We start from the raw sequence: 20,998 nt of genomic DNA, 5'->3' as shown, positions 1-20,998 counted from the left end.
TCCGGGAGTCCCGCTCCGTCACGCGATGTCGCGGCTCGTGTCGATGCGGACCGACTCCGCGAGTTCGAGTTTGATGGTCTCGGGCAGCGCCCGGCCGCCGCGGAACTTCGGCACTGCCAGGCGGGTCTCGACCGTGTCGCCGGAGTACTGGGTGTGGAGCTGGAATACCACGTCGGCGACGTGCTCGGTCACGTCCCGGGCGTCGGGCACCGACCGGCCGTCGAGGCAGTGGAGGATCGCGACCCCCTCGGTGTTGTGGAGGTGGTTCTGGAGGTCGTTGAGGAAGTTGCGGTACCGGCCCTCGCCCTGGCGCTCCAGCAGGTCGACCGAGTCGACGACGAGGTTCGAGTCCTCGGGCAGTCGGCGGAAGAGCCGCTGGGAGTGGTCCAGCGGCGCGTCGCCCTCGACGCGCCGGACGTCCGGCGACCCCGTGCGACCCGGCGCGCGCTGCAGCGCCTCCGACACCGCCGACTCGTCCCGGTCGGTCGAGAGGTAGAGCGTCTGGCGGGCCGACGTGAACTCGTAGAGCAGCAACTCGGCCTGGCTCGCCGGCGGCGCCGACAGCGCGACGATGCTGCCCGTCGGGAGGCCCCCGTCGAGTTTGCGGTCTAACACGTCGATACCCGTCGAGAGACGCCGTGCCACGTTATTTACACCCGTTGGCGGCCTCGTTTCATAAGTATTTGGGGCGTAACGCTGACACGATTCGGTCGTGAGCGGCCCGCACCCCGTCGCTCGCGAGCGGTTCCGCGCCCGACGTCCCGACGTCCGCGGCCGAGCGGACGCCGGCGTCCGGCACGACGCCGAGCACCGGACAGTCGAGCAGACGGCCGACCCCGCCCGGCGGGTCCCCGGTGCGCGAGAGGACCGCGCCGGCGACCGGCGTGTCGAGTTCGCGGGCCATCGCGGCGGTCTTGGCCGCGTCGCGCAGGCACGCTGGTTCGGGCGTGGTCACGACCACCGCGGCGTCGGCGGCCCGGAGCGGCGCGACCGCGTCCGGTCCCGCGCCGGCCGGACAGTCGAGCAGGACCGCGTCGGCGCATCCGCGAATCCCGGCGAGCGGCGACCCCAGGTCGGAGTCCTCCCGGCGCGCGTCCGGTGGTCCGCTGGCGGCGGGAACCACGTCGACGCCGGGCGTCGGCGGGCCGGCCGCGCCGGCGACCAGTCCGGCGGGCCATCCGGCCGCCACCGCGTCGAGGCCCGGCTCGCGGGCGACCCCTGCCATCGCGTGGAGGTCGGGCATCTCGCGGTCGGCGTCCGCGGCGACGACGGTGCGCCGCTGGCGGGCGAGCGCTCCCGCGAGTCCGAGCGTCGTTGTGGTCTTCCCGGCTCCGCCCTTCCCTCCGGCGACGGCTAACATGGGCGCGGGTTGTCCCCCGCTCGGGTTTGAATGTTCGGGCGCGGGCCGGCCGGCCGGCGATGGTAGCCGGCACGCGGGTCAACTCCACGGGCCAGCCGTCCCGGGGTTCGACCGCGATGACCCCGCCCCGGCCTTTCCGCACCGCGACGAGGACTTGCCGCGGCCTCCGTCGGCGCTCTCCAACTCGATCACGTCCGCCAGCGAACTGGTCGTGTTGTGGGTGAACCGGAGCGACACCTCGCTGACCGTGACGTCCGCCGACGGATTGACGCCGATGCGGGTCGCCGTGAGGGCCGACAGGGGCGCGTCATACGGGTAAATCGGCCCGTTCGGAGCAATAGCGATCGCGGCCCTGCGTCGGGAGCGCGGCGGTCGGCTAGTCGCTGATCGGCCGGTACGTGCCGTTGATGTCCCACTCGTGGATGCAGAACGGCCTGCCTGACTCGTCCTCGCTTCGGATCTGCCAGTTCGTCTCGTCGTCGCTCCAGACGTCGCGCCGGCCGCACCGCAGGCACTGCCGCTCGCTCGGCGGGTCCAGTTCGGTCATTGTCCGGGAGATGGACGCACGGATAGATAAACTCCGCCCCTGCATCAGAGATTGCCGGTGTCCCGCCACGGGTCGACGAACGTGGACCGCGTCTGGGCGAACGGATTCCGTGACGGCCGACCGATCGGCCTGACTGCGATGGTATAACCGGAAGTGGTTACGTAATCGTTTTTGCGTAGGCTATTGTCGTTACGTCCGTGTCGAGTCGGCGAGAGGTGCTCCGGCGGGGTGCGGGCCTGCTCGCGGTCGGGAGCGCCGCTGGCGCCGGCGCGTTCGCCGTCCGGTCGGGGTCCGGCGCGAGCGACGGAGGGTCCGCGGACGACGCGGAGTCCGCCGCGGACGTCCTCGTGGCCGGGAGCCTCCAGCGGGTCGCCGGCCGGGTCGGCCGCGCGAGCGTCGAGGCCCACGGCAGCGTCGCGTGCCGCCGCCTCCTCGCCGACGGCCTGCGCGACCCGGACGCGGTGGCGCTGGCCGACCCGGGCCTGTTCGCCGGCCTCGCCGACCGCGCGACGTGCTTCGCCACCAACGCGCTGGTGGTGGCGGTCGCGCCCGACGGCGCGGCCGCCGAGTACGCGTCGGGCGACGGCGGCGACTGGCGCGCGCTCCTCGCCGACGAGGACCTCGCGCTCGGCCGGACCGACCCCGAACGGGACCCGCTGGGCTATCGGACGGTGATGGCGCTCCGACTCGCCGAGGGCGTCGACGCCGAAGCGGTCCTCGCCCGGACGAGCGTCTTCCCGGAGACCGGACTGCTCCGGACGCTGGAGGCCGGCGGCGTCGACGCCGCGTTCGCCTACCGGAACATGGCGGTCGCCCACGACCTCCCGTCCCTCGACCTCCCGGACGCCGTCGACTTCTCGGACCCCGACCGCGCCGACGAGTACGCCCGGGCGAGCGTCGAACTCGCCGACCGGACCGTCACCGGGGCGCCCATCCGGTACGCCGCGCGCGGCCGGACCGACCGGGGTCGCGAGTGGGTACGGAGGCTGGCATCGGCGCGCGAGACGCTGACCGCCGCCGGGTTCGGCGTCCCCGAGAGCTACCCGGTCGAGCGCGAGATACCGTCGGGGTGATCCGTGAGTGGGTGATTTCGTCGGAGCGACCGAATGAGGACTAGCTTCTGACCGACGGGGAACCGGAATTTACTTGTCCTGCGACGTTTTAGGTTGGCCTAAAATGGTCGGAGGGACCCTGCGCGACCTGCGCGAACGCATCGCGGACCGCCACGAGGACGACGGGCGCTTCTACGTGAGCTGCGCGCGGACCGGCGAGCGACCGGTCCCGGTCTCGGGCAAGCGGTTCCCGACCCGCGACGCCGCGGTCGCGGCCGCCGAGCTCGCCGCGGAGTACCGGGCGGAGCTCCGGCGCTACGACCCCCGGCTCCCCCACTACGACCTCGTGGTCTCGGAGTCGCCGGGCGCGGACGGTCCGGTCGACCCGGTACCGGTGGTCGACCGCGAGACCGAGTCGCCGACCGCCTCTGACTTCTGCCACGACGTGGCGGCCGCGGTGTTCGAGGCGCTGTCGGCGCTCGGCGAGACCGCGGTCGAGCGGGGCGGGATGGAGGCGTACCTCCACTCCGCCGAGTCGGTGACCGACCCCGACGAGCTCTGCCTGGTGCTGCTCTCGACGATGGCGACCGAGATCGACGCCCGGCTCGCTCCCGGCCGCCAGGCCGAGGTGCTCCGGGCGGCCGCCGACCGGCTCGGCGCGGCCCCGGACCCCGGCGACCCGATGGACGCGACGCTGGCGCGGTTCGACGGCCTCTCGCTGGTGGGCGACTACGCGGTCGCGCCGACCGACGAGCGCTCGGCGCCCCCGGAGGCCGCGACCGCCGACTCGGCCTCCGCGGGCCGCTCGTGGGCCGTCGCGGTCGAGGGGTACGCCTTCGAGCGCCCGGACGGCCGGGTGCCGACGCTCCCGCTCGCGGTCGAACTCTACCGCCGGCTCCCCGGCGAGACGGTCGCGGTGTCGGAGCTTCGCGCGACGGGAGAGACCGCCTGGGAGTGCGTCGTCTCGACGGACGCCGGGCGCGCGCGGGCGGTCAGCGTCGCCGTGCCGGAGAACGCCTGAGCGGTCGGCCCGACCGAATCAGGTCTCGAAGTCCGGCAGGTCGTCGGGCGCCTCGTACTCGGCCTCCCAGTCGATGTAGTCGGTCTCCAGCACGTCGCAGACGACCTGGCCGAGCTCGGTCATCGCGGCGTTGATGCCCGAGACCGCGTTCCACGAGTCGAGGTCCGGGTGGTAGTCCCGCTCCTTCCAGTCCTCGGGGATGCCGGGCGCGTGGTAGCCCACGCGGTCGGCGAAGTCGTCCCAGAAGAAGTCGAACTCGCCGAACAGGCCCAGTTCGCGGGCGACCTCGAACTCGTCCTCGTCGAGGTCGGTGTGCTCGGCCCACTCGCCGAACGCCTCGTCCCACGCGCCGTCGCGCAGGAACTCCTCGAGCTCCTCCCGGCGGTAGTCGGTGTCGCCCCGCACCTCGACGTCGTCGTACTCCTGCATGTCGGTCTCCTCGGCCAGCTCGGGCGGGTCGGGAACCGCCACGTCGAGTCCCATGTCGGGACGGTACGCCCGGCACGCCGAAAAGCGTTCCTTCCGGACCGCGTGCGAGCGCGACGAGTCTGATTCGAACGCGCCGAGCCGTCAGCGCGAGTTCGTGTTCCACCGCCGCGCCCCGTGGCGGGTCACACGGGTTGTTGTAAACTGACCAACTGTTACCGGGACGTTAGCGCCCGCGTTCTCCGTGCAGGAATCGGTGTTGCGCCGGGTCGACAGACGAAGGTCCGGAGTCGCGTAATCGAACTTTTCGCGAACTCTACGGTGGGTTTCGCTGTGGAGCGTCGGGTCCATTTATGCTCCCTTCGTCCTGAGGCCCGGCCGCAGTATGTGGGAAAACGTAACAAGACAGACCCGACGGACGGCGACGCTCGCAGTCGCCGTGCTGGTGACGACGGGGTTCGTGGGAATAGGGGTTGCAGCTACCGGCGCCGCCGACTCGGGCGCCGGCCAGGTCAGGGTGGCGCACCTGTCGCCGGACGCGCCCGCCGTGGACGTGCTCGTGGACGGCGACACCGTCCTCGAAGGGGTCGAGTTCGGCACCGTCAGCAACTACCTGCAGGTACCGTCCGGCGAACGGACGGTGACCATCCGAACCGCCGAGAACGACACCGTCGTCTTCGAAGGGAACATCAGCGTCGAGGCCGGGACGATGTACACCGTCGCGGCCCTCGGCGAGGTCTCCGAGGAGACGTTCCGTCCGGCCGTGTTCGTCGACGACTTCGAGACGCCGAGCGAGGAGAACGCGTCGGTCCGGCTGGTCCACGCGTCGCCCGACGCGCCCGCCGTGGACGTGACGGTCGCCGGCACCGACACCGTGCTGTACGACAACGTCTCGTTCGCCAACGCGACCGACTACGTCACCGTCCCGGCGGGCGACTACGAGCTCGAGATCCGCCCGGCGACCGAGGACGACGACGGCGAGGTCGTGACGACGGTCGACGTCTCGCTGGAGGGCGGGACGGTCTACTCGGCCATCGCGGCCGGGTACCTCTCGCCCGACGACGAGCCGGCGGACGAGCCGTTCAGGGTCATCCTCGCCACCGACGCCGGGGGCGAGGAGATGAACGCGACGAACGAGGGGTGACGAACTGACTGCAGAAACGACGAGAGAGACGGTCGCCGGCGGGACGAGACGCGGAGCGACCACTGACGCGGTAAGAGCTGCATTACCGCCGAGGGAGTAAGAGCGAGAGGACCGCCGACGGGACGGGAGGCGAGCCGACAGCCGTCCAGCTGTAACGCGCGGGCCGAGCACTACCACACTTCGAGGCAGACAGCGTCCGCTACGGAGATCCGTTGTCCGACAACCGGGCCGTTGTCCGACAACCGGGCCGTTGTCCGACAACCGGGCCGTTGTCCGACAGCCCGGTCGCGGCTCGGGGACCGCGGCGACCCGATCGCCCGCGCGGACGAACATCATCGTCCGCACGCTTCGTTCCGCCCGTCGTCCCGTAACCTTCGTTTCGCCCGCGTCGGTTCGACTTAACCTCGGAAAAACGGCCCTTCGAGAGTTTCTATTGCCAGTTAACGGACTCCACGTTCAGCTCGATTTATACCCGTCGGCGTGGCAAGCGACCGTGACGCATGGCGAGAGGCGACTCGACAGCGAACGACTCGACACCGACACGTATCGTCGCGGTCGGCCTCGCGGTCCTCGTCGTCGCCGGGCTGGCCGCCGGGCCAGCGGCCTCGCTCGCGGACCGAGACCCGGCGACGCTGCAGGACCCCGAGAACGCGCAGGTCCGCGTCGCCCACGTGTCGCCGGACGCGCCGGCCGTGAACGTGGTCGTCGACAACGAGACGGTGGTCCGGAACCTCGAGTACGGCGACGTGACGCCCTATCTCGACCTCCGGGAGGGAACGCATCAGGTCTCAGTCGTGACCGCCGAGAACGAGACGACCGTGCTCGAACAGCAGGTCTCGGTCGAGGCCAACGAGCGGTACACGCTCGTCGCGGCCGGCGAGGTCGGTGAGAACGCCACCGAGGAGTTCCGGCTCGTCGCGCTGCAGGACGCGCGGAGAGCGCCGAACGGCACTAACGCCTCGGTCCGACTCGTCCACGTCGCGCCCGGCGCGGGCCCGGTGGACGTGACGGTCAACCGGACCGGCGACGTCCTGTACGACAACGTCACGTTCGGCAACGCCAGCGAGTACGTGACGGTGCCCTCGGGCGTGTACACCCTGAACGTCCGGGAGGCGACCGAGGGCGACGACGGCGAGATTCTCGCCACCTTCACCGAGAGCTTCCAGAAGCGGACCGCCTACACCGCGTTCGCCGGCGACGTGGTCGAACAGGGCGACGAGCCGCTCGCGCTGTTCGTCGAGATCGACCGGACCGACAACCCCGAGATACCCGGCGTGACGACGCAGGCCGCGAACGAGACCGCGACTGCGGAGGGTGACGAGGAGACCACAGTCGCCGACGGTGAGGAGACGACGACCGAGGCGTAACCCTGCCGTGCGGTCCGCGCGCAGTACGCCGCAGCGTCCGCGGCGCGCCTTCACTCCCCGCCGTTCTGCTCGATCCGCTCGGCGACCGCGGCCAGCTGCTCGCGGCGCTGCTGGCGGGCGCGCTCCCGGAGCGCCCGCTGGTTGTCGCTGGGGCAGTCGAGGTCAGGGACCTCGGTCGGCGTCCCCTCGTCGTCGAGCGCCACGAAGGTGAAGAACGAGGTGGTGGTCTGGCGCTCCTCGCCCGTCCGGGGGTCCTCGGCGCGCACGTCGACCTTCACGTCGACGCTGGTCCGACCGGTCTCGAAGACGTACGCCTCGACCACCGCGACCTCGCCGAGGTCGATGGGCGAGATGAAGTCGACGTGGTCCATCGAGGCGGTCACGCACTGGTGGTTCGAGAACCGCATCGCGGCGATGGCCCCGCAGATGTCCATCCAGTGGAGCACCGCCCCGCCGAGCGCCCGGCCCAGGTTGTTGGTGTCGTTCGGCAGCAGTATCTCGGTCATCTCGGTGTACGAGTCCAGCAGCGTCGACGTGTCGGTCATCGGTCGAGACGTCTCGCTCGCTCGCAATCCCGTTTTCGTCTTGCGGTCGCCGGCCGGACCGACGGAGCCGTCCGGTGGCCGCTCGGCCGCCGGAACTGTCCGGCGTCTGTCGATTCTCCGGCCATCGACAACGGTAAAAAGGGATAGCGTGTAAGGCGAACGATGAGCGACTCAGCCGAGGTGGGCCCGGGCGACGGCGGGGGCAGCGTCCGCGTCGTCGGGACGGCCCACGTCTCCGCGGACAGCGTGGAGGAGGTCCGCGAGACCATCGACGCCGAGCGGCCCGACGTCGTGGCCGTCGAACTCGACGAGGGCCGCTACCGCCAGATGCAGGGCGAGGTGGCCGAGGACCTCGAACCCTCGGACCTGCTCGAGGGCAACACCGTCTTCCAGTTTCTCGCCTACTGGATGCTGTCGTACGTCCAGACACGGATGGGCGACCGGTTCGACATCGAACCCGGCGCCGACATGCAGGCCGCCATCGAGGCCGCCGAGGCGGTCGGCAGCGAGGTGGCGCTGGTCGACCGGGACATCCAGCTGACCATCCAGCGGTTCTGGGCCCGGATGAGCCTGGTCGAGAAGCTCCGGATGGTCTGGGAGCTCTGCCTGGCGATGATCGGCGTCGGCGGCGACCCCGAGGACGAGGAGTTCGACATCGAGGAGCTGACCGACGGCGACGTGGTGACCGCGATGATGGAGGAGTTCCGCCAGTTCTCGCCCGGCGGGGCCGAGGCCCTCATCGACGAGCGCGACGCCTTCATCGCCCACAACCTCGTGCAGTTGCGGGACGCCGGCCACGACGTCGTCGCGGTCGTCGGCGCCGGCCACCGGGCGGGCATCGAGAAGTACCTGAAGAACCCCGAGACCCTCCCGCCGATGGAGAGCCTCGTCGGCACGGAGACCGGCAGCCGGTTCTCGCTGTTCAAGATCTTCGGCTACCTGGTCACGGTCGGCTTCCTCTCCTTCTTCTTCCTGCTGTTCATGGCCGGGGTCCGCGACACGTTCCTGCTGAAGGTGTTCGCGGCGTGGTTCCTGTTCAACGGCGTGTTCGCGTTCGGGCTGGCGAAGCTCGCCGGCGCGCGCTGGGTCTCCGCGGGCGTCGGCGGCGCGGTCGCGTGGCTCACCAGCGTCAACCCGCTGCTCGCGCCGGGCTGGTTCGCCGGCTACGTCGAGCTCAAGTACACCTCGGTCAACGTCGGCGACATCGCGACGCTCAACGAGATCCTGAGCGACGAGGAGAGCCCGCTGAGCGACCTGCTCGACCGGATGCTCGACGTGCCGCTGTTCCGGCTCATCGCCATCGTGGCGATGACCAACGTCGGCAGCATGATCGCCAGCTTCGCGTTCCCGTTCGTGGTGCTGCCGCTGCTGGGTTCGCAGATCGGCGGCGTCGACCAGATCACCGACCTGATGATCCAGGGCGCGCGCAACAGCGCGGACCTCATCGTCCGGACGCTCACATGAAGGTCGCAAGCATCCGGTTCGGCCAGCGCGAGCTGGTCGACATCGCGGTGGCGTGGGCCGCCCTCAGCGTGGCGTTCGCGGTGTTCTTCGCGGGCGGCGGCCGCATCCTGATGTACCGGCCCGCCGCGCTGCTCGGCCTGCTGCCGGCGAGCCTGGTGACCGCCGGCCTGGGGTTCCTGCTCCACGAGATGGCCCACAAGGTGACCGCGATCCGGTTCGGCCAGGTCGCGGAGTTCCGGGCCGACTACGGCATGCTGTTCCTCGCGGTGGCGGGCGCGCTGGCGGGCTTCCTGTTCGCGGCGCCCGGCGCGGTGTACCACCGGGGCCGGGCCACGCTCCGGGAGAACGGCCTCATCGCGCTGGCCGGCCCGGTGACCAACGTCGCGCTCGGCCTGCTGTTCCTGCCGCTGGAACTGGGGCTGGGCGGCCCGCTCGGCAGCGTCGCGGCGCTGGGCGTCCGCATCAACTTCCTGCTCGCGGGCTTCAACATGATCCCGTTCGGTCCGCTCGACGGCAACACCGTCAAGGAGTGGAGCCTCGCCGCGTTCGTCGGCGTCGGCGTGCCCTGCTTCGCGCTGGCGGCGTGGGCGCTGTTCGGCTTCTCGCTCCTCTGACTCAGCGCTCGTCGTCCCCCCGCAGGACGACCTCGTCGTCGGTCACTTCCTCGACCGCGGTCTCCTGGAACGTGTAGTCGTCGGCCGCCGAGTCCTCCCAGTTGAGGTACCGCTTGACGGTCTCGTAGTCACCGGCGTCGGGTTCGACGTGCGCCACGCCCTGGTCGACCTTGTCGATGGTCCCGAGCACCTCGCCGTCCGGGCCGACGACCCGCTTGCCCTCGTCGTCCTGGGTCAGCGTCTCGTTCATGGTGGTACCCGCGGCACTGCAAGCCAAGAATACTGTGGGCGCGGACTGATAGGACCCGGGAGCCGACGACCGGTCGCGAAACGGCGACGAAATCGCGAGCCGGCGAGAGGTCGCATCGGACTCGTCCCGTCGGGAAGGCGACGCTACTGGTTCCGTTCGACGTTCCGGAACTCGAAGCGGGCGCCGCCCGACGCGCCCTCGGTCAGCGAGACCTCCCAGCCGTACACGTCGGCCAGCTCCGCCACGAACGCCAGGCCGAGGCCCGTGCCGCCGTTGTCGGAGGCGGTCGTGTACCCCGCCTCGAACACGACGTCCCGGTCCTCGGGCGGGACGCCCGGGCCGTCGTCGCCGACGTAGAACCCGGACGGGAGCTCGCCCACCGTCACCGCGACCCCGTCGTCGGATCGGTCGGTCATCCCGTGCTCGACAGCGTCCTCGCGAGCCTGCGAGCGAGGGCTCGTGGAACCATGTTCCACGGCGTCGTCGGCCTGTGGCCGACGGCTTGTCGAGCCGTGCTCGACAGCGTTCTCGAACAGGTTGCGGAACAGGTGGCGCACGTACGTCTCGTCGGCCTGGATCGTGCGGTCGAGGTCGACGTCGAGCGTGGCGTCGGGGGCGTCGACCTCGGCCCACGCCTCGCGGGCGGCCTCGGCGAGGTCGACCGGCACGCACCCGTCGACCGCCTCGCGGCCCTTCGTCAGCACCAGCATGACGTCGATCATCGCCTCGATGCGGTCGAAGGCGTCGGCGACGTACTCGACCGCCTCCGGGTTCTCGTCCGCGGGGAGCTGTCGGCTGTATATCTCCCCGATGGTGACGGGGTTGCGGAGCTCGTGGGCCAGCATGCTGGCGAACGACTCGAGCCGGTCGTTCTTGCTCTCGAGCCGGGCCTTGTGGCGGTCGGTCTCGAGCTCGTACTTGACCCACTGGCCCAGCAGCTGGTGGAACGTCCGCTCGGCGTCCGTGAACTCCTCGTCCCGGGGCTCCGAGGAGACGAAGAACAGCGACCGGTCGAGGTCGTCGCTCAGCTCGATGCGGGTGCCGAGGTACGTCCTGACCCCGAACTCCTCGTACGCTTCGAGCGACGCGAACCCGTCGTCCGCCGGGTCGGTGACCCCGGTCACATCGGCGTCGTCGGTCAGCACCCGGCAGTACGTCTCCGAGAGGGCCACTCGCGCGCCCGGCACCAGGTAGTCGTGGTCGCCGCTGACGGCCTCCACCTCGAACAGGTCGGTCTCCGGGTCGATGCGCGCCAGCCCGCCGAGTTCGAGGTCGAAGCGCTCGCAGCCGAGCTCGAACAGCGCCTGGAGCTTCTGGCCGAACGTCCGGTCGGTGTCGGCCGCGATCTCGTACTGGCGGCGCAGGTACCGGTGGCGCTCCTGCTCGGTCGCCTTCATCTCGGTGCGCTCGCGCATCGAGTCCATCATCCGCTCGACGTCGCGGGCCGGGTCGTCGGGGCCGAAGTACTCCTCGGGCGGCCGGTAGAAGCTGTTGTGATGTATCGCGCCGTCGGAGGCGACGTGCGGGTGGGTCCGGATGACGTCGCGGACGACCTCGGCCGGGAACCGCTCGCGGTTGTACTGGCAGAGGACGGTGTACTCCTCGCCCGCGAACACGGAGTTGAGCGTCGCCTCGTAGTCGGTCAGGACGTCGGCGTCGGGTCCCCCGTCGAGCGCCCACGTCATCTCGGCGGCCGCGCGGACGCCGGCGTACCCCTCGTCGTCGGTCGCCCGCGCGAGGGTGTCCTCCCAGAACTCGACCATCGCGTCCCGGTCGAACTCGCCGGTCCGGCGGTACGTCTCCGCCGGCGTGTGGACCGACAGCGCGCCCGAGTCGAGCGCGGCGTCGACGTCGACGCCGCGGTCCCGCAGCGCGGCCAGTACCTCCTCGCGGGAGTTGTCGTCGGCGATGTACAGGCAGCGCTCGCCGCGCTCGAGTCCCTGCCGGACGAACGGGGCGACGGCGGCGAACTGCTCCTCGGCGGAGTCGTGTATCGACGCCAGGTGGTCGTTTGCCGGCCCGTCGCCCCGGCCGTCCGGCGGGTCGACCGGCCCGCGGAACGCCGGGCTCCGTCGGAGCGCCTCGACCCCGCTCTCGACGTCGAGGGAGCCGCGGTAGTCGTCGCTCTCGACATCGTGGCTCATGCTGAACCGATAGTCTGCGGAGACGCATATATTTAGCCTTCACGGAGACGAGGGCGCGGTCGACCGAGCGGACGCCGGCGAGACGCCCGGACGCGCCGGCGCGTCCGCAAGCGGTGGAACTTTACTCGCGGACCGCGCCGGTTCGACCATGACCGACGACGAGGAGCTCACCTACGCGGACGCCGGGGTGGACATCGAGGCCAGCGAGGCCGCGACCGCGGCGCTGGTCGGCGCGGTCGGCGACATCGACGAGAGCGAGTACGCCGGCCTGCTCGACATCGGCGACCGCTACCTCGCGCTGGCGACCGACGGCGTGGGGACCAAACTGCTCGTGGCCGAGGCGCTGGGCGACTACTCGACCGTGGGCGTCGACTGCATCGCGATGAACGCCAACGACCTCGTGGCCTCGGGGGTCGAACCGGTCGCGTTCGTCGACTACCTCGCGGTCGACGAGCCCAGCGAGGCGTTCTCCGAGCAGGTCGGCGAGGGGCTGGCCGCGGGCGCCGAGGAGGCCGGCGTCGCCCTCGTGGGCGGCGAGACCGCAGTGATGCCGGAGGTCATCAAGGGGCTCGACCTCGCGGGCGCCTGCGTCGGCCTCGCGCCGAAGGACGCGGTCTTCCCCGGCGAGGCCGAGGTCGGCGACGCGCTGGTCGGGTTCCCCTCCAGCGGCATCCACTCGAACGGGCTGACGCTGGCCCGCGAGGCCGCGACCCGGAACCACGACTACGACGACCCGTTCCCGCTCCCCCTCGAACAGGCGCCGGACGACGAGGCGGAGAGGGACGGGGATGAGACCCCAACCATCGGCGAGGTCCTGCTGGAGCCCACCCGCATCTACACCTACCTGCTGGACCACCTCCGGGGCCGGGAGGTCCACGCCGCGGCCCACGTCACCGGCGGCGGCTGGACCAACCTCTCGCGGATGGGCGCGCTCCGGTACGAGGTCACCGACCCGTTCGACGCACAGCCGGTGTTCGAGTTCGTCCAGTCGGAGGGCAACGTCGGCGACGAGGAGATGCACCGGACGTTCAACATGGGCACCGGGTTCGTGGTCGCGCTCTCCGAGGACGAGGCCGAGTCGCTGGCCGGCGAGACCGACGGGCGGATCATCGGCGAGGTCGCCGAGGGCGACGCGGTCGCGATCCGCGGGCTGGAACTGGACTGACCGGTTCGGGTCGGCACGCTATCGGTTCGTCTCCTTCTCCGGTATAAACGCTCGGACGGGACCCGTCGACGTCTCAGAACGCCGCCAGACTCGACTGGAGTTCCCGGTCGCTCTCCTCCTCGCGAATCTCGTAGCCCACGAGGTCCCGGAGGTCCACCGCGTAGGTCGTCCCGCCGCGAGCGAGCACCAGCACCCGGCCCTGCACGCCGACGACCTCGCCGGTCGCCAGCGTCTCGACCACCGGGGCGGCGTCCAGCTCGAAGCCGTAGTCGAAGGCGAACGTCTCGACGGGGTCGAACTCGTCGAGCGTCGCGCGCCACGCCGCATCGTCGACGTCCCGGTGGAGCCCCGCGACCTTCGACGGGACGCGCACGCGGTCGGTGAACTCCTCGGCGAGTTGCGATTCGATCTCGCGGGCGACGCGGCCGTTCTCGACCGTCCGGAGGTGGGCCGCGCGGTCGGCGCCCTGCTCGCGGAGCCGGGTGTCGAGCCGCCACTCGCGGGTCACCCCCACCTTGAACGTCGCGGGCGCGAACGCCGCGAGGTAGATGGCGTGGTCGTCGTAGCAGTCCATCTCGTCCTTGAGGCAGGTGCCGGTACAGCGGGCGCACACCCAGGTGCTGGTGTGCTGCTCGCAGTAGGGCGCACCGTCGTTGGGGCAGTCGCGGTGGCCCGTCCCGTCGAGCGCCCCGGCGCACCGGCGGTCGCCGAGCGAGTAGCCGAGTCGTCGTCCCGGCTCCAACGGCTCCCGGCGGACCTCGCCCTCGGCGGCGACGAGCAGCGCCGGCCGCCCGTCGCCGCCCGTCGTCTCGTACCCGACGATCTGCACGGTCACGGCTTGGCGCTCGGGTACTAAAGGCGTGCCGCTTGGGCGAACTGGGACGGGAGCCGACCGCGGGGCTCCGATAAAATCCGCCGATTTCGGACTTTATTTTGTAACTTATTGATAGAAAAGTTTTATCCCGTGCCGCCCTAATTAATTTCACGCAATGTCCGATAACGACAACGGTGTGTCGAGGCGCAACGTGCTGAAGGGAGTCGGTGCCTCCGTCGCGACGGCCGCGGCGGGCAGCGGTCTCGCGGCGGCCGAGCCGGACGAGACGGTGGAGGTCAACGTCGGCTTCTCGTCGGCGCGGGGCCGCCAGGTGGCGGTCCAGCAGGCCGACGAGACGGTCCGGGTGTTCGACTCCATCGACGCGGTCACGGTCCGGCTGTCCAAGCGGGCGGCGACCGCGCTGGAGCGGAACCCCAACATCCGCTACGTCGAGGAGAACGGCACGATGGAGGCGTTCGCCCAGAGCCTGCCGTGGGGCATCGACCGGGTGGACGCCGAGGTGGCCCACGCCCGGGGCGAGACCGGCGAGGGCGCCGACATCGCCATCGTCGACACCGGCATCGACGACGACCACCCCGACCTGCGGGACAACCTCGGTACCGGCAAGTCGTTCGTCTCCTGCGGCTCCGGCGGCCTCACCGGCAACTGCACGTTCTACGGCAACAGCAACGCCTGTAACGAGTCGTGGTCCGACGACAACAACCACGGCACCCACTGCGCCGGCATCGCCGACGCGGTGAACAACGGCGAGGGCGTGCGGGGCGTCTCGACCGAGGCGACGCTCCACGCGGTGAAGGTGCTCGACTGCGCGGGCAGCGGGACGTTCTCGGACATCGCAGCGGGCGTCGAGTACGTCGCCGACCGGGGCTGGGACGTCGCCTCGCTCTCGCTGGGCGGGGACTCGGGCTCCCAGACCCTCAAGGACGCGGTGCAGTACGCCAACGACAACGGTGTCCTCGTGGTGGTCGCGGCAGGCAACTCCGGGCCGTGCACCGACTGCGTGAAGTACCCCGCGAAGTACGAGGAGGTCGTCGCGGTCAGCGCGACCAACCAAGACGACCAGCTCGCGGAGTTCTCGTCGCAGGGGCCCGAGATCGACATCGCCGCGCCCGGCAAGGGGATCAACTCGACGGTGCCCGGCGGGTACGACACCTACGACGGCACCTCGATGGCCTGCCCGCACGTCGCGGGCGCCGCCGGCCAGCTGATGGCGAACGGGCTGTCGAACGCCGAAGCCCGCGACAGGCTGGAGAGCACCGCCGAGGACATCGGCCTGTCGAGCAACGAGCAGGGCCACGGCCTGCTCGACGCGGCGGCCGCGCTCGGTCTCGACTCCAGCGACAACTGAGCGCCGGGTGACGACCGGGCGACGACGACTGCACGGCGACCGACCGCTGCCAGAGCCGGCGAGGCGGTCAGCCCCGTCCGCCTCGCCGGCCCGTCTGCTCCCGTCGCTTCGTCGGGTGACGACCCTCCGTTTCGACGGTCTGGCACAGTCCAGAACGGTGCCCCGGCAAAAAGTTTTCAGCAGTAGAAAGAGCAGGATAAACCATGGAGCTCGAGAGTTCTGTCGACGCGACGGTCGAGTCCGACCGCGTGGTCTTCGAGTACACCGTCGAGAACGTCGGCGACGAACCAGCGGAACTGACCTTCCGGAGCAGCCTGCGGGCGGACTTCGCCGTGCTCGCCGGCGACGAGGAGGTCTGGCGGGCCAGCGAGGGCCGGATGTTCGCCCAGGCGCTCCAGACCGAGACCGTCGACCCGGGCGACGCCGCGGTCTTCTCCGGCGCGTGGGACGACCCCTCGCCGGGCGAGTACACCGTGGTGGCCGCGCTGAACGCGACGGACGACGACGCCGAAGCGCGGACCGACTTCTCGGTGTAGCCGCCCGCGGGGCCGACCGTTCGGAACCGTAAGACGGCCTACAAAACCGCGCTTCAGCGAGAATTGAAGTCCCGCGTCACCGTAGCCTCGTCCGAAGAACGTCCCATGGCGTCACCCGACCCCGACGACTACCTCGCGCGCATCGGCCTCGACCGGTCGGCCGTCGAGAACCCCGACCTGGACGCCCTCCGGACGCTCCAGCGGGCTCACGTCACGTCGGTCCCGTTCGAGACCCTAGCGGTCACCGGCGACCCCCACGGCCCCGGCGACGGCGAGGGGGTGACGCTGACCCTGCCCCACCTCTACGAGAAGGTCGTCGAGCGCGAGCGCGGCGGCTTCTGCTTCGAGCTCAACGGCCTGTTCGGCTGGCTGCTCGCCGAGCTCGGGTTCGACGCCGACCGCATCGCCGCGGGGATGCTGAGCGACGACGGCGACCCGCGCCCGCCGGCGAACCACCACGCGCACCTGGTCACGCTCGACCGTCCCTACGTCGTGGACGTCGGCTGCGGCGTCCCGACGATGCGCCGCCCCACGCCGCTGGACGGGAGCGCCCGGACCGACGCCGCGGGCGTCGCGTGGCGCGTCGTCGAGAGCGACCGGCCGGACGCGACCTACATGACCCAGTACCAACAGCCCGACGACGACGAGTGGAACGACCGGTACGTCTTCGACACCGCGCCCCGCAAACTGAGCTACTTCGAGGCCACCTGCGAGTACCTTTCGACCGCGCCCGAGTCGGGGTTCACCGGCGACCCGACCGTCTCGGTGGCCACCGAGCGGGGCCACCTGAAGCTCTCGCCCGAGAAACTGACCCGCTCGGAGGGCGGCCGACGGGCCGAGCGCGAGGTCGACCCCGAGGAGTACCACGACCTGCTCGAAGCCGAGTTCGGTCTGCGGTACGGCCCGGCCTGACTCCGGCCGTCCGCGCCAGTGCCGACAGACGTAGCGCCACCGGCGTGAGCGCCCGCCGCGTTCCGAAACCCCCTAACCCGCCGACCGCCGACTCTGGGGCATGCAAGGCGAACCCGAGGTCGCGGTCCTCCGCCTCGGCCACCGGCCGGGCCGCGACGAGCGCATGACGACCCACGTCGGCCTGACCGCCCGGGCGCTGGGGGCCGACCGCGCGATCCTGGCGGGCGAGGCCGGCAAGTCCCGCGAGACGGTCGCGGACATCACCGACCGGTTCGGCGGCCCCTTCGCGGTCGAGCTGACCGACAGCCCGAAGGCCGTCCTCCGGGACTGGGAGGGGAAGGTCGTCCACCTCACGATGTACGGCGAGCGCGTCCAGGACGTCGAGGCCGAGATCCGCGCCGCCCACCGGGGCGAGGACGCGGCGAGCGAGGAGGCCGACAAGGAGAGCGACGCCGAGCCGGGCGAGTCCGGAGTGGACGGTCACCCGATCCTGATCGTCGTCGGCTCCCAGAAGGTCTCGTTCGACGTGTACGAGGCCGCCGACTGGAACGTGGGCGTGACCAACCAGCCCCACTCGGAGGTCGCGGGGCTGGCGGTGTTCCTCGACCGGCTGTTCGAGGGCCGGGAGCTCGACCGGGAGTGGACCGACGCCGACCGCCGGGTCGTCCCCGAGCCGACCGGCAAGACGGTCGTCCCCGTCGACGAGGAGTAGGTGACGGCCCGGTCCGTGACCGCCAGGCGGTCGGAGAATCCGGAACCGCCCGGGCGGAACAGGTGACCCGAGCCCCACTGGCCGGCCGGGCGGTCCGGTTATAAGTGGCAGTCGCCCGAACTGCCCCCATGACCGACGTCCCCGACGAGCGCCGCGAGCGCATCGCGTCCGACCCGTTCTGCGAGACGCTCGGCATCGACCTCGTCGCGCTCGGCCCCGGCGCCGCGACGACCGAGCTGACCGTCACCGACGACCTGCTCAACTTCCACGGGACGCCCCACGGCGGGGCCGTCTACTCGCTGGCGGACGCCGCGTTCGCCGCCGCGTCGAACGCCGAGGGCGAGACCGCGCTGGCGATGGAGACCAACGTCTCGTACTTCGAGGCGGTCGAGGTCGGCGAGACCCTGACCGCCGAGGCCGAGCGCGTCCACCGGCGGGGCCGGACCGCGGCCTACCGCGTCGCCGTCACCGACGAGGACGGCGGGGCGGTCGCCGACTTCCGCGGTCGCGTATACCTCCCCTGACGGGTAAAGCCCGCGACGGAAATTCTATGAGGTAGCCGTGCGAACTGCCTGCACATGTCTCCGTCCGGAATCACGCTCGCCGACGTCCTCGCGGTCCTCGACGCCGACGGCCCGTCGAGCGAACCCGTCACGGCGGGCGAGGTCGCGGCGGAGCTGGGTTGCGGTCGGCGGACGGCCCGCGAGGCGCTCGACGAGCTCGCCGCGCGCGACGGCGTCGAGTCCAAGGAGGTCGCCGACGGCGTCCGGGTCTGGTGGACGACCGACCGCGACCTCCGGCGGTACGAGGCCATCGTCGAGACGGTCAACGACGGCATCTACGTCAAGGACGAGGACAACCGGTTCACCCTGGTCAACGAGACCTTCGCCGAGATGGTGGGCTACCCGACCGAGGACCTGGTCGGCCGCGACTCGTCGTTCCTGGTCAGCGAGGAGGTGATGGCGGCCGCCGAGGAGATCTACCGCGACCTCCTGACCGGCGACGACCGGACCGAGACCGTCGAGGCGACGATGGAGACCGCCGACGGCGAGTCCTTCGAGGCCGAGGCGAGCTTCGCGGTCATCCCCGGGGAGGGAGACGAACACGAGCGCGTGGGGGTGGTCCGGGACGTCACCGAGCGCAAGGAGCGCGAGCGCCGGCTCGAACGCCAGAACGAGCGGCTCGAGTCGTTCGCCAGCATGCTGGCCCACGAGCTGCGCAACCCCGTCCAGATCGGCCAGATCTACAGCGAACGGCTCCCCGCGGACGCCGACGCCGAGGCGGTCGGATACGTCGCCGACGCCTTCGATCGGATCGACGACGTCATCGACGTGCTGCTGGTACTGGCGCGGGGCCAGGACGCCGTCGGCGACGCCGAGCCGGTCCCGCTCGACGCCGCGGCGCGCGAAGCGTGGGACGCGGTGGACGCGTCCGCCGGGTCGCTGACGGTGGCGACCGACCGGGTCGTCCGCGCGAACGAGACGTACCTCCGGCACTTCCTCGAGAACCTGTTCGAGAACGCCGTGGAACATGGTTCCACGAGCCCTCGCTCGCAGGCTCGCGAGGACGCTGTCGAGCACGGCTCGACAAGCCGTCGGCCACAGACCGACGACGCCGTGGAGCATGGAACAGGCGACCGATCTGACGACGAGGTCACGGTGACGGTGGGCGAGCTCCCGTCCGGGTTCTACGTCGCCGACGACGGCTTCGGAATCCCGCCCGAGGACCGCGAGACGGTGTTCGAGGCGGGGTACACGACCGCGGCGTCGTCGGGCGGGACGGGCGTGGGGCTGACGTTCGTCCGCGACCTCGCCGAGGTGTACGACTGGGAGTGTTCGCTGACCGAGAGCGAGACCGGCGGCGCTCGCTTCGAGTTCACGGACGTCACGTTCTGCGCCGACGAGTGACGGCCCGTGCCCGCGAGTGACGGTGTCGACGCCGAGCGACTGCGCGGGCTGACCGACTCGGCCGCGAAGACGGACCGTGCCGGCGCGGAGCTCGGACGGAAACGGAAGCCGCCGTTTGCTACTTCAATCCCCGCATCTTTTTGAACCCTGCACGTCATCGACCGGTATGAAGCGCCGCCCGTTCCTCCGCCTCGCCGCCGGCGCGGCGGCGGTGACCGCCGGTTGCGTCGGCGGGTCCGTCACCGACGCGCGGCTGTCCGACGGGGGCGCGCCGGCCGGCGCCGCGACCCGGATGGCGGTCGCCGACTCCGAGGAGCGCGACGGCGCGGTCTCGCTCTCGGTCTCGGCGGCCGAGACCTACGACCACGTGGTCCGCCTCAACGACCTCGGCGCGGACCCCGGCGGTCGCGTCACCCCGTTCGCCGACCTCTCGGACCGCGAGCGCGGAGTGGTCCGGGCGGCGCTCGCCGGCGGCTACCGGACCCCCGACCCGCCGGAGTGGCTCCGCCGGTTCGCCAGCGCGACCCCGTTCGTCGAGCGCGACGGGACCTGCTACCGGCTGGACGACACCTTCCCGACTCATCGGGTCACCGCCGAAACGGTCGCGGTCGACGACGTCGCTGGCGAAATCGCCGACTACGGGACGTACCGCCGGGCGGTCACCCGCGAGGACTACGTCGCCAGCGGACTGCTGCGACTCGCCCGGGACGGCGGCGTGGAGCTGAACTACGTCTGGCCCGCGCTCGCCTCGTTCTTCGAGACCTACGACGCCGCCCGGTACCACGGCGACGTCGTCGCGTTCTCGGTCGAGGTCACCGACGCCGGGCCGCCGTACGCGATCTCGGGCGTCGAAGTCCCGGTCTCCGAGACGGTCGACGGGACGGTCTGGGACGCCAACGACGCCCCCGCGCGGACCCGGCGACTCGTCCGGCGGGCGGGCCGCGCGAGGGGCGCGTTCGGGTTCGACAGCGCGCCGCCGGGCCTGCTGGCGAACCTCCGCGAGCACCGGTACGTCCGGCTCGACGGGACGTTCTACACGACCTACGTCGAGACCCGCGAGCCGGTGCCCGTCTCGGTGGCGGCGACGGTTCGCGACGGCCGGCTCCGCCTCTCGCTCCGGAACGACGGCGACGCGACGCTCCGGCTCACCTCGGACGCGCCGCGGCCCTTCGGCGTCGTCCGATGTCGGCCTGCAGACGCGGGGGACGCCACGGACGCCGGCGCGAACTCCCGCAACCCTCGTGCCGGCCACCTGCTCTGGACCGACGCCTACGCCGACAGCGACTACGTCCGCACGAAGGGGCGACGCGTCGAGTCGGTCGCGAACGTCACGCTGGACACGACAGTCCCACCGGGCGCGTCGGTCGAGGAGACCTACCGGGTCCCGGCCGACCTGGCGGCGGGCGAGTACGCCGTCGAGGGGTCGCTCGGCGTGACGAACGCGGCAAGCGAGGAGGCGGCCGGCGAGACGACCGCGATGGATGGCGACGGTCCGAGCGGAACGAAAGGCGGCGAATCGGCCGGGGACGAGGAGGATAAATCGCCCGCCGGCAACGACGGCGAGTCGACGGTCCGGTACCGCGTCACCTTCACCGTCGAGTAGCCGCGGATCGCCGGGTCGAATGGTACGTATTCCTACAAAATCTGAG

The 20,998-nt window shown here is 71.2% G+C and carries 22 protein-coding genes; 14 read left to right on the top strand and 8 right to left on the bottom strand.

The features are described from left to right. Positions 1 to 18: 18 nt before the first annotated feature. The 3 genes from ACQUQF_RS09590 to ACQUQF_RS09580 form a co-directional block, all read right to left on the bottom strand. Positions 19 to 645, bottom strand: a complete 627-nt coding sequence (locus ACQUQF_RS09590) for an RAD55 family ATPase (protein ID WP_435178151.1) — start codon at positions 643 to 645, stop codon at positions 19 to 21. A 28-nt stretch (positions 646 to 673) separates the two neighbouring features. Beyond that, positions 674 to 1,360 (bottom strand): MinD/ParA family ATP-binding protein, encoded by a 687-nt coding sequence (locus tag ACQUQF_RS09585; RefSeq protein ID WP_435178149.1) that lies wholly within the window; start codon positions 1,358 to 1,360, stop codon positions 674 to 676. A 376-nt stretch (positions 1,361 to 1,736) separates the two neighbouring features. Further along, positions 1,737 to 1,907: an HEWD family protein gene (locus ACQUQF_RS09580; protein ID WP_435178147.1), complete on the bottom strand. Its 171-nt coding sequence runs from the start codon at positions 1,905 to 1,907 to the stop codon at positions 1,737 to 1,739. A gap of 197 nt (positions 1,908 to 2,104) precedes the next feature. Between ACQUQF_RS09580 and ACQUQF_RS09575 the strand changes: the two genes are divergently transcribed. Together ACQUQF_RS09575 and ACQUQF_RS09570 are read left to right on the top strand one after the other, a co-directional pair. Beyond that, on the top strand, positions 2,105 to 2,980 hold the full coding sequence (locus tag ACQUQF_RS09575) for a substrate-binding domain-containing protein (protein ID WP_435178145.1): 876 nt from the start codon (positions 2,105 to 2,107) through the stop codon (positions 2,978 to 2,980). A gap of 103 nt (positions 2,981 to 3,083) precedes the next feature. Beyond that, positions 3,084 to 3,980 (top strand): DUF7551 domain-containing protein, encoded by an 897-nt coding sequence (locus ACQUQF_RS09570; RefSeq protein WP_435178143.1) that lies wholly within the window; start codon positions 3,084 to 3,086, stop codon positions 3,978 to 3,980. A gap of 18 nt (positions 3,981 to 3,998) precedes the next feature. Here the strand turns inward: ACQUQF_RS09570 and ACQUQF_RS09565 are convergent, their stop codons facing one another. Then, on the bottom strand, positions 3,999 to 4,463 hold the full coding sequence (locus ACQUQF_RS09565) for a hypothetical protein (RefSeq protein ID WP_435178141.1): 465 nt from the start codon (positions 4,461 to 4,463) through the stop codon (positions 3,999 to 4,001). 328 nt (positions 4,464 to 4,791) lie between these two features. Between ACQUQF_RS09565 and ACQUQF_RS09560 the strand changes: the two genes are divergently transcribed. Then, a complete protein-coding gene (locus ACQUQF_RS09560; protein WP_435178139.1) occupies positions 4,792 to 5,550 on the top strand; it encodes a DUF4397 domain-containing protein in 759 nt (252 codons plus the stop codon). Between the two features lie 500 nt (positions 5,551 to 6,050). Then, positions 6,051 to 6,917, top strand: coding sequence for a DUF4397 domain-containing protein (locus tag ACQUQF_RS09555; RefSeq protein ID WP_435178137.1), 867 nt, complete (start codon positions 6,051 to 6,053; stop codon positions 6,915 to 6,917). Between the two features lie 50 nt (positions 6,918 to 6,967). Here the strand turns inward: ACQUQF_RS09555 and ACQUQF_RS09550 are convergent, their stop codons facing one another. Continuing rightward, entirely contained in the window at positions 6,968 to 7,462 is a 495-nt protein-coding gene (locus ACQUQF_RS09550) for an acyl-CoA thioesterase (protein ID WP_435178135.1), read from the bottom strand. 162 nt (positions 7,463 to 7,624) lie between these two features. Here ACQUQF_RS09550 and ACQUQF_RS09545 point away from each other — a divergent pair, with 162 nt between their 5' ends. Further along, the gene (locus ACQUQF_RS09545) at positions 7,625 to 8,926 is read left to right on the top strand and encodes a TraB/GumN family protein (protein ID WP_435178133.1); all 1,302 of its coding nucleotides are present in this window, start codon (positions 7,625 to 7,627) and stop codon (positions 8,924 to 8,926) included. Then, positions 8,923 to 9,540 (top strand): metalloprotease, encoded by a 618-nt coding sequence (locus ACQUQF_RS09540; protein WP_435178131.1) that lies wholly within the window; start codon positions 8,923 to 8,925, stop codon positions 9,538 to 9,540. Before ACQUQF_RS09545 ends, ACQUQF_RS09540 begins: the two co-directional genes overlap by 4 nt. Before the next feature lies 1 nt (position 9,541). Here the strand turns inward: ACQUQF_RS09540 and ACQUQF_RS09535 are convergent, their stop codons facing one another. Then, a complete protein-coding gene (locus ACQUQF_RS09535; RefSeq protein WP_435178129.1) occupies positions 9,542 to 9,790 on the bottom strand; it encodes a PRC-barrel domain containing protein in 249 nt (82 codons plus the stop codon). A 143-nt stretch (positions 9,791 to 9,933) separates the two neighbouring features. After that, entirely contained in the window at positions 9,934 to 11,934 is a 2,001-nt protein-coding gene (locus tag ACQUQF_RS09530) for an MEDS domain-containing protein (RefSeq protein ID WP_435178127.1), read from the bottom strand. 148 nt (positions 11,935 to 12,082) lie between these two features. Here ACQUQF_RS09530 and purM point away from each other — a divergent pair, with 148 nt between their 5' ends. Further along, the gene (purM, locus tag ACQUQF_RS09525) at positions 12,083 to 13,099 is read left to right on the top strand and encodes a phosphoribosylformylglycinamidine cyclo-ligase (RefSeq protein WP_435178125.1); all 1,017 of its coding nucleotides are present in this window, start codon (positions 12,083 to 12,085) and stop codon (positions 13,097 to 13,099) included. A 73-nt stretch (positions 13,100 to 13,172) separates the two neighbouring features. On the opposite strand, the gene ACQUQF_RS09520 is transcribed toward purM, so the two are convergent. Beyond that, the gene (locus ACQUQF_RS09520) at positions 13,173 to 13,928 is read right to left on the bottom strand and encodes a DUF2797 domain-containing protein (RefSeq protein ID WP_435179512.1); all 756 of its coding nucleotides are present in this window, start codon (positions 13,926 to 13,928) and stop codon (positions 13,173 to 13,175) included. A 160-nt stretch (positions 13,929 to 14,088) separates the two neighbouring features. Here ACQUQF_RS09520 and ACQUQF_RS09515 point away from each other — a divergent pair, with 160 nt between their 5' ends. The 7 genes from ACQUQF_RS09515 to ACQUQF_RS09485 all read left to right on the top strand — a co-directional run bounded on the left by ACQUQF_RS09515 (position 14,089) and on the right by ACQUQF_RS09485 (position 20,952). Then, positions 14,089 to 15,282, top strand: a complete 1,194-nt coding sequence (locus ACQUQF_RS09515; protein WP_435178123.1) for a S8 family peptidase — start codon at positions 14,089 to 14,091, stop codon at positions 15,280 to 15,282. A gap of 203 nt (positions 15,283 to 15,485) precedes the next feature. Further along, complete coding sequence (locus ACQUQF_RS09510) at positions 15,486 to 15,818, top strand: BsuPI-related putative proteinase inhibitor (protein ID WP_435178121.1); 333 nt, start codon at positions 15,486 to 15,488, stop codon at positions 15,816 to 15,818. A 105-nt stretch (positions 15,819 to 15,923) separates the two neighbouring features. Then, positions 15,924 to 16,730, top strand: a complete 807-nt coding sequence (locus ACQUQF_RS09505; protein ID WP_435178119.1) for an arylamine N-acetyltransferase family protein — start codon at positions 15,924 to 15,926, stop codon at positions 16,728 to 16,730. A 100-nt stretch (positions 16,731 to 16,830) separates the two neighbouring features. Continuing rightward, the gene (locus ACQUQF_RS09500) at positions 16,831 to 17,442 is read left to right on the top strand and encodes a tRNA (cytidine(56)-2'-O)-methyltransferase (protein WP_435178117.1); all 612 of its coding nucleotides are present in this window, start codon (positions 16,831 to 16,833) and stop codon (positions 17,440 to 17,442) included. A gap of 128 nt (positions 17,443 to 17,570) precedes the next feature. Continuing rightward, positions 17,571 to 17,966: a hydroxyphenylacetyl-CoA thioesterase PaaI gene (gene paaI / locus ACQUQF_RS09495; RefSeq protein ID WP_435178115.1), complete on the top strand. Its 396-nt coding sequence runs from the start codon at positions 17,571 to 17,573 to the stop codon at positions 17,964 to 17,966. Positions 17,967 to 18,020: 54 nt separating this feature from the next. Then, on the top strand, positions 18,021 to 19,349 hold the full coding sequence (locus tag ACQUQF_RS09490) for a PAS domain S-box protein (protein ID WP_435178113.1): 1,329 nt from the start codon (positions 18,021 to 18,023) through the stop codon (positions 19,347 to 19,349). A 166-nt stretch (positions 19,350 to 19,515) separates the two neighbouring features. After that, entirely contained in the window at positions 19,516 to 20,952 is a 1,437-nt protein-coding gene (locus ACQUQF_RS09485; protein WP_435178111.1) for a hypothetical protein, read from the top strand. The last annotated feature ends 46 nt before the right edge of the window (positions 20,953 to 20,998 follow it).

The sequence above is a fragment of the Halorussus sp. AFM4 genome, from assembly GCF_051194995.1.
Taxonomy (GTDB): Archaea; Halobacteriota; Halobacteria; order Halobacteriales; family Haladaptataceae; genus Halorussus.
Note: the sequence above shows the minus strand (reverse complement) of the source record. Positions and strands in the feature narration are given on the sequence as shown.

Bases quoted from the DNA above. Each gene is read 5' to 3' on its own strand.
- ACQUQF_RS09510 (WP_435178121.1), top strand. From the start codon at position 15,486: ATGGAGCTCGAGAGTTCTGTCGACGCGACGGTCGAGTCCGACCGCGTG.
- ACQUQF_RS09540 (WP_435178131.1), top strand. From the start codon at position 8,923: ATGAAGGTCGCAAGCATCCGGTTCGGCCAGCGCGAGCTGGTCGACATC.
- ACQUQF_RS09500 (WP_435178117.1), top strand. From the start codon at position 16,831: ATGCAAGGCGAACCCGAGGTCGCGGTCCTCCGCCTCGGCCACCGGCCG.
- ACQUQF_RS09585 (WP_435178149.1), bottom strand. From the start codon at position 1,360: ATGTTAGCCGTCGCCGGAGGGAAGGGCGGAGCCGGGAAGACCACAACG.
- ACQUQF_RS09560 (WP_435178139.1), top strand. From the start codon at position 4,792: ATGTGGGAAAACGTAACAAGACAGACCCGACGGACGGCGACGCTCGCA.
- ACQUQF_RS09490 (WP_435178113.1), top strand. From the start codon at position 18,021: ATGTCTCCGTCCGGAATCACGCTCGCCGACGTCCTCGCGGTCCTCGAC.
- ACQUQF_RS09550 (WP_435178135.1), bottom strand. From the start codon at position 7,462: ATGACCGACACGTCGACGCTGCTGGACTCGTACACCGAGATGACCGAG.
- ACQUQF_RS09505 (WP_435178119.1), top strand. From the start codon at position 15,924: ATGGCGTCACCCGACCCCGACGACTACCTCGCGCGCATCGGCCTCGAC.
- ACQUQF_RS09565 (WP_435178141.1), bottom strand. From the start codon at position 4,463: ATGGGACTCGACGTGGCGGTTCCCGACCCGCCCGAGCTGGCCGAGGAG.
- ACQUQF_RS09485 (WP_435178111.1), top strand. From the start codon at position 19,516: ATGAAGCGCCGCCCGTTCCTCCGCCTCGCCGCCGGCGCGGCGGCGGTG.
- paaI (WP_435178115.1), top strand. From the start codon at position 17,571: ATGACCGACGTCCCCGACGAGCGCCGCGAGCGCATCGCGTCCGACCCG.
- ACQUQF_RS09545 (WP_435178133.1), top strand. From the start codon at position 7,625: ATGAGCGACTCAGCCGAGGTGGGCCCGGGCGACGGCGGGGGCAGCGTC.
- ACQUQF_RS09530 (WP_435178127.1), bottom strand. From the start codon at position 11,934: ATGAGCCACGATGTCGAGAGCGACGACTACCGCGGCTCCCTCGACGTC.
- purM (WP_435178125.1), top strand. From the start codon at position 12,083: ATGACCGACGACGAGGAGCTCACCTACGCGGACGCCGGGGTGGACATC.
- ACQUQF_RS09535 (WP_435178129.1), bottom strand. From the start codon at position 9,790: ATGAACGAGACGCTGACCCAGGACGACGAGGGCAAGCGGGTCGTCGGC.
- ACQUQF_RS09555 (WP_435178137.1), top strand. From the start codon at position 6,051: ATGGCGAGAGGCGACTCGACAGCGAACGACTCGACACCGACACGTATC.
- ACQUQF_RS09580 (WP_435178147.1), bottom strand. From the start codon at position 1,907: ATGACCGAACTGGACCCGCCGAGCGAGCGGCAGTGCCTGCGGTGCGGC.
- ACQUQF_RS09570 (WP_435178143.1), top strand. From the start codon at position 3,084: ATGGTCGGAGGGACCCTGCGCGACCTGCGCGAACGCATCGCGGACCGC.
- ACQUQF_RS09515 (WP_435178123.1), top strand. From the start codon at position 14,089: ATGTCCGATAACGACAACGGTGTGTCGAGGCGCAACGTGCTGAAGGGA.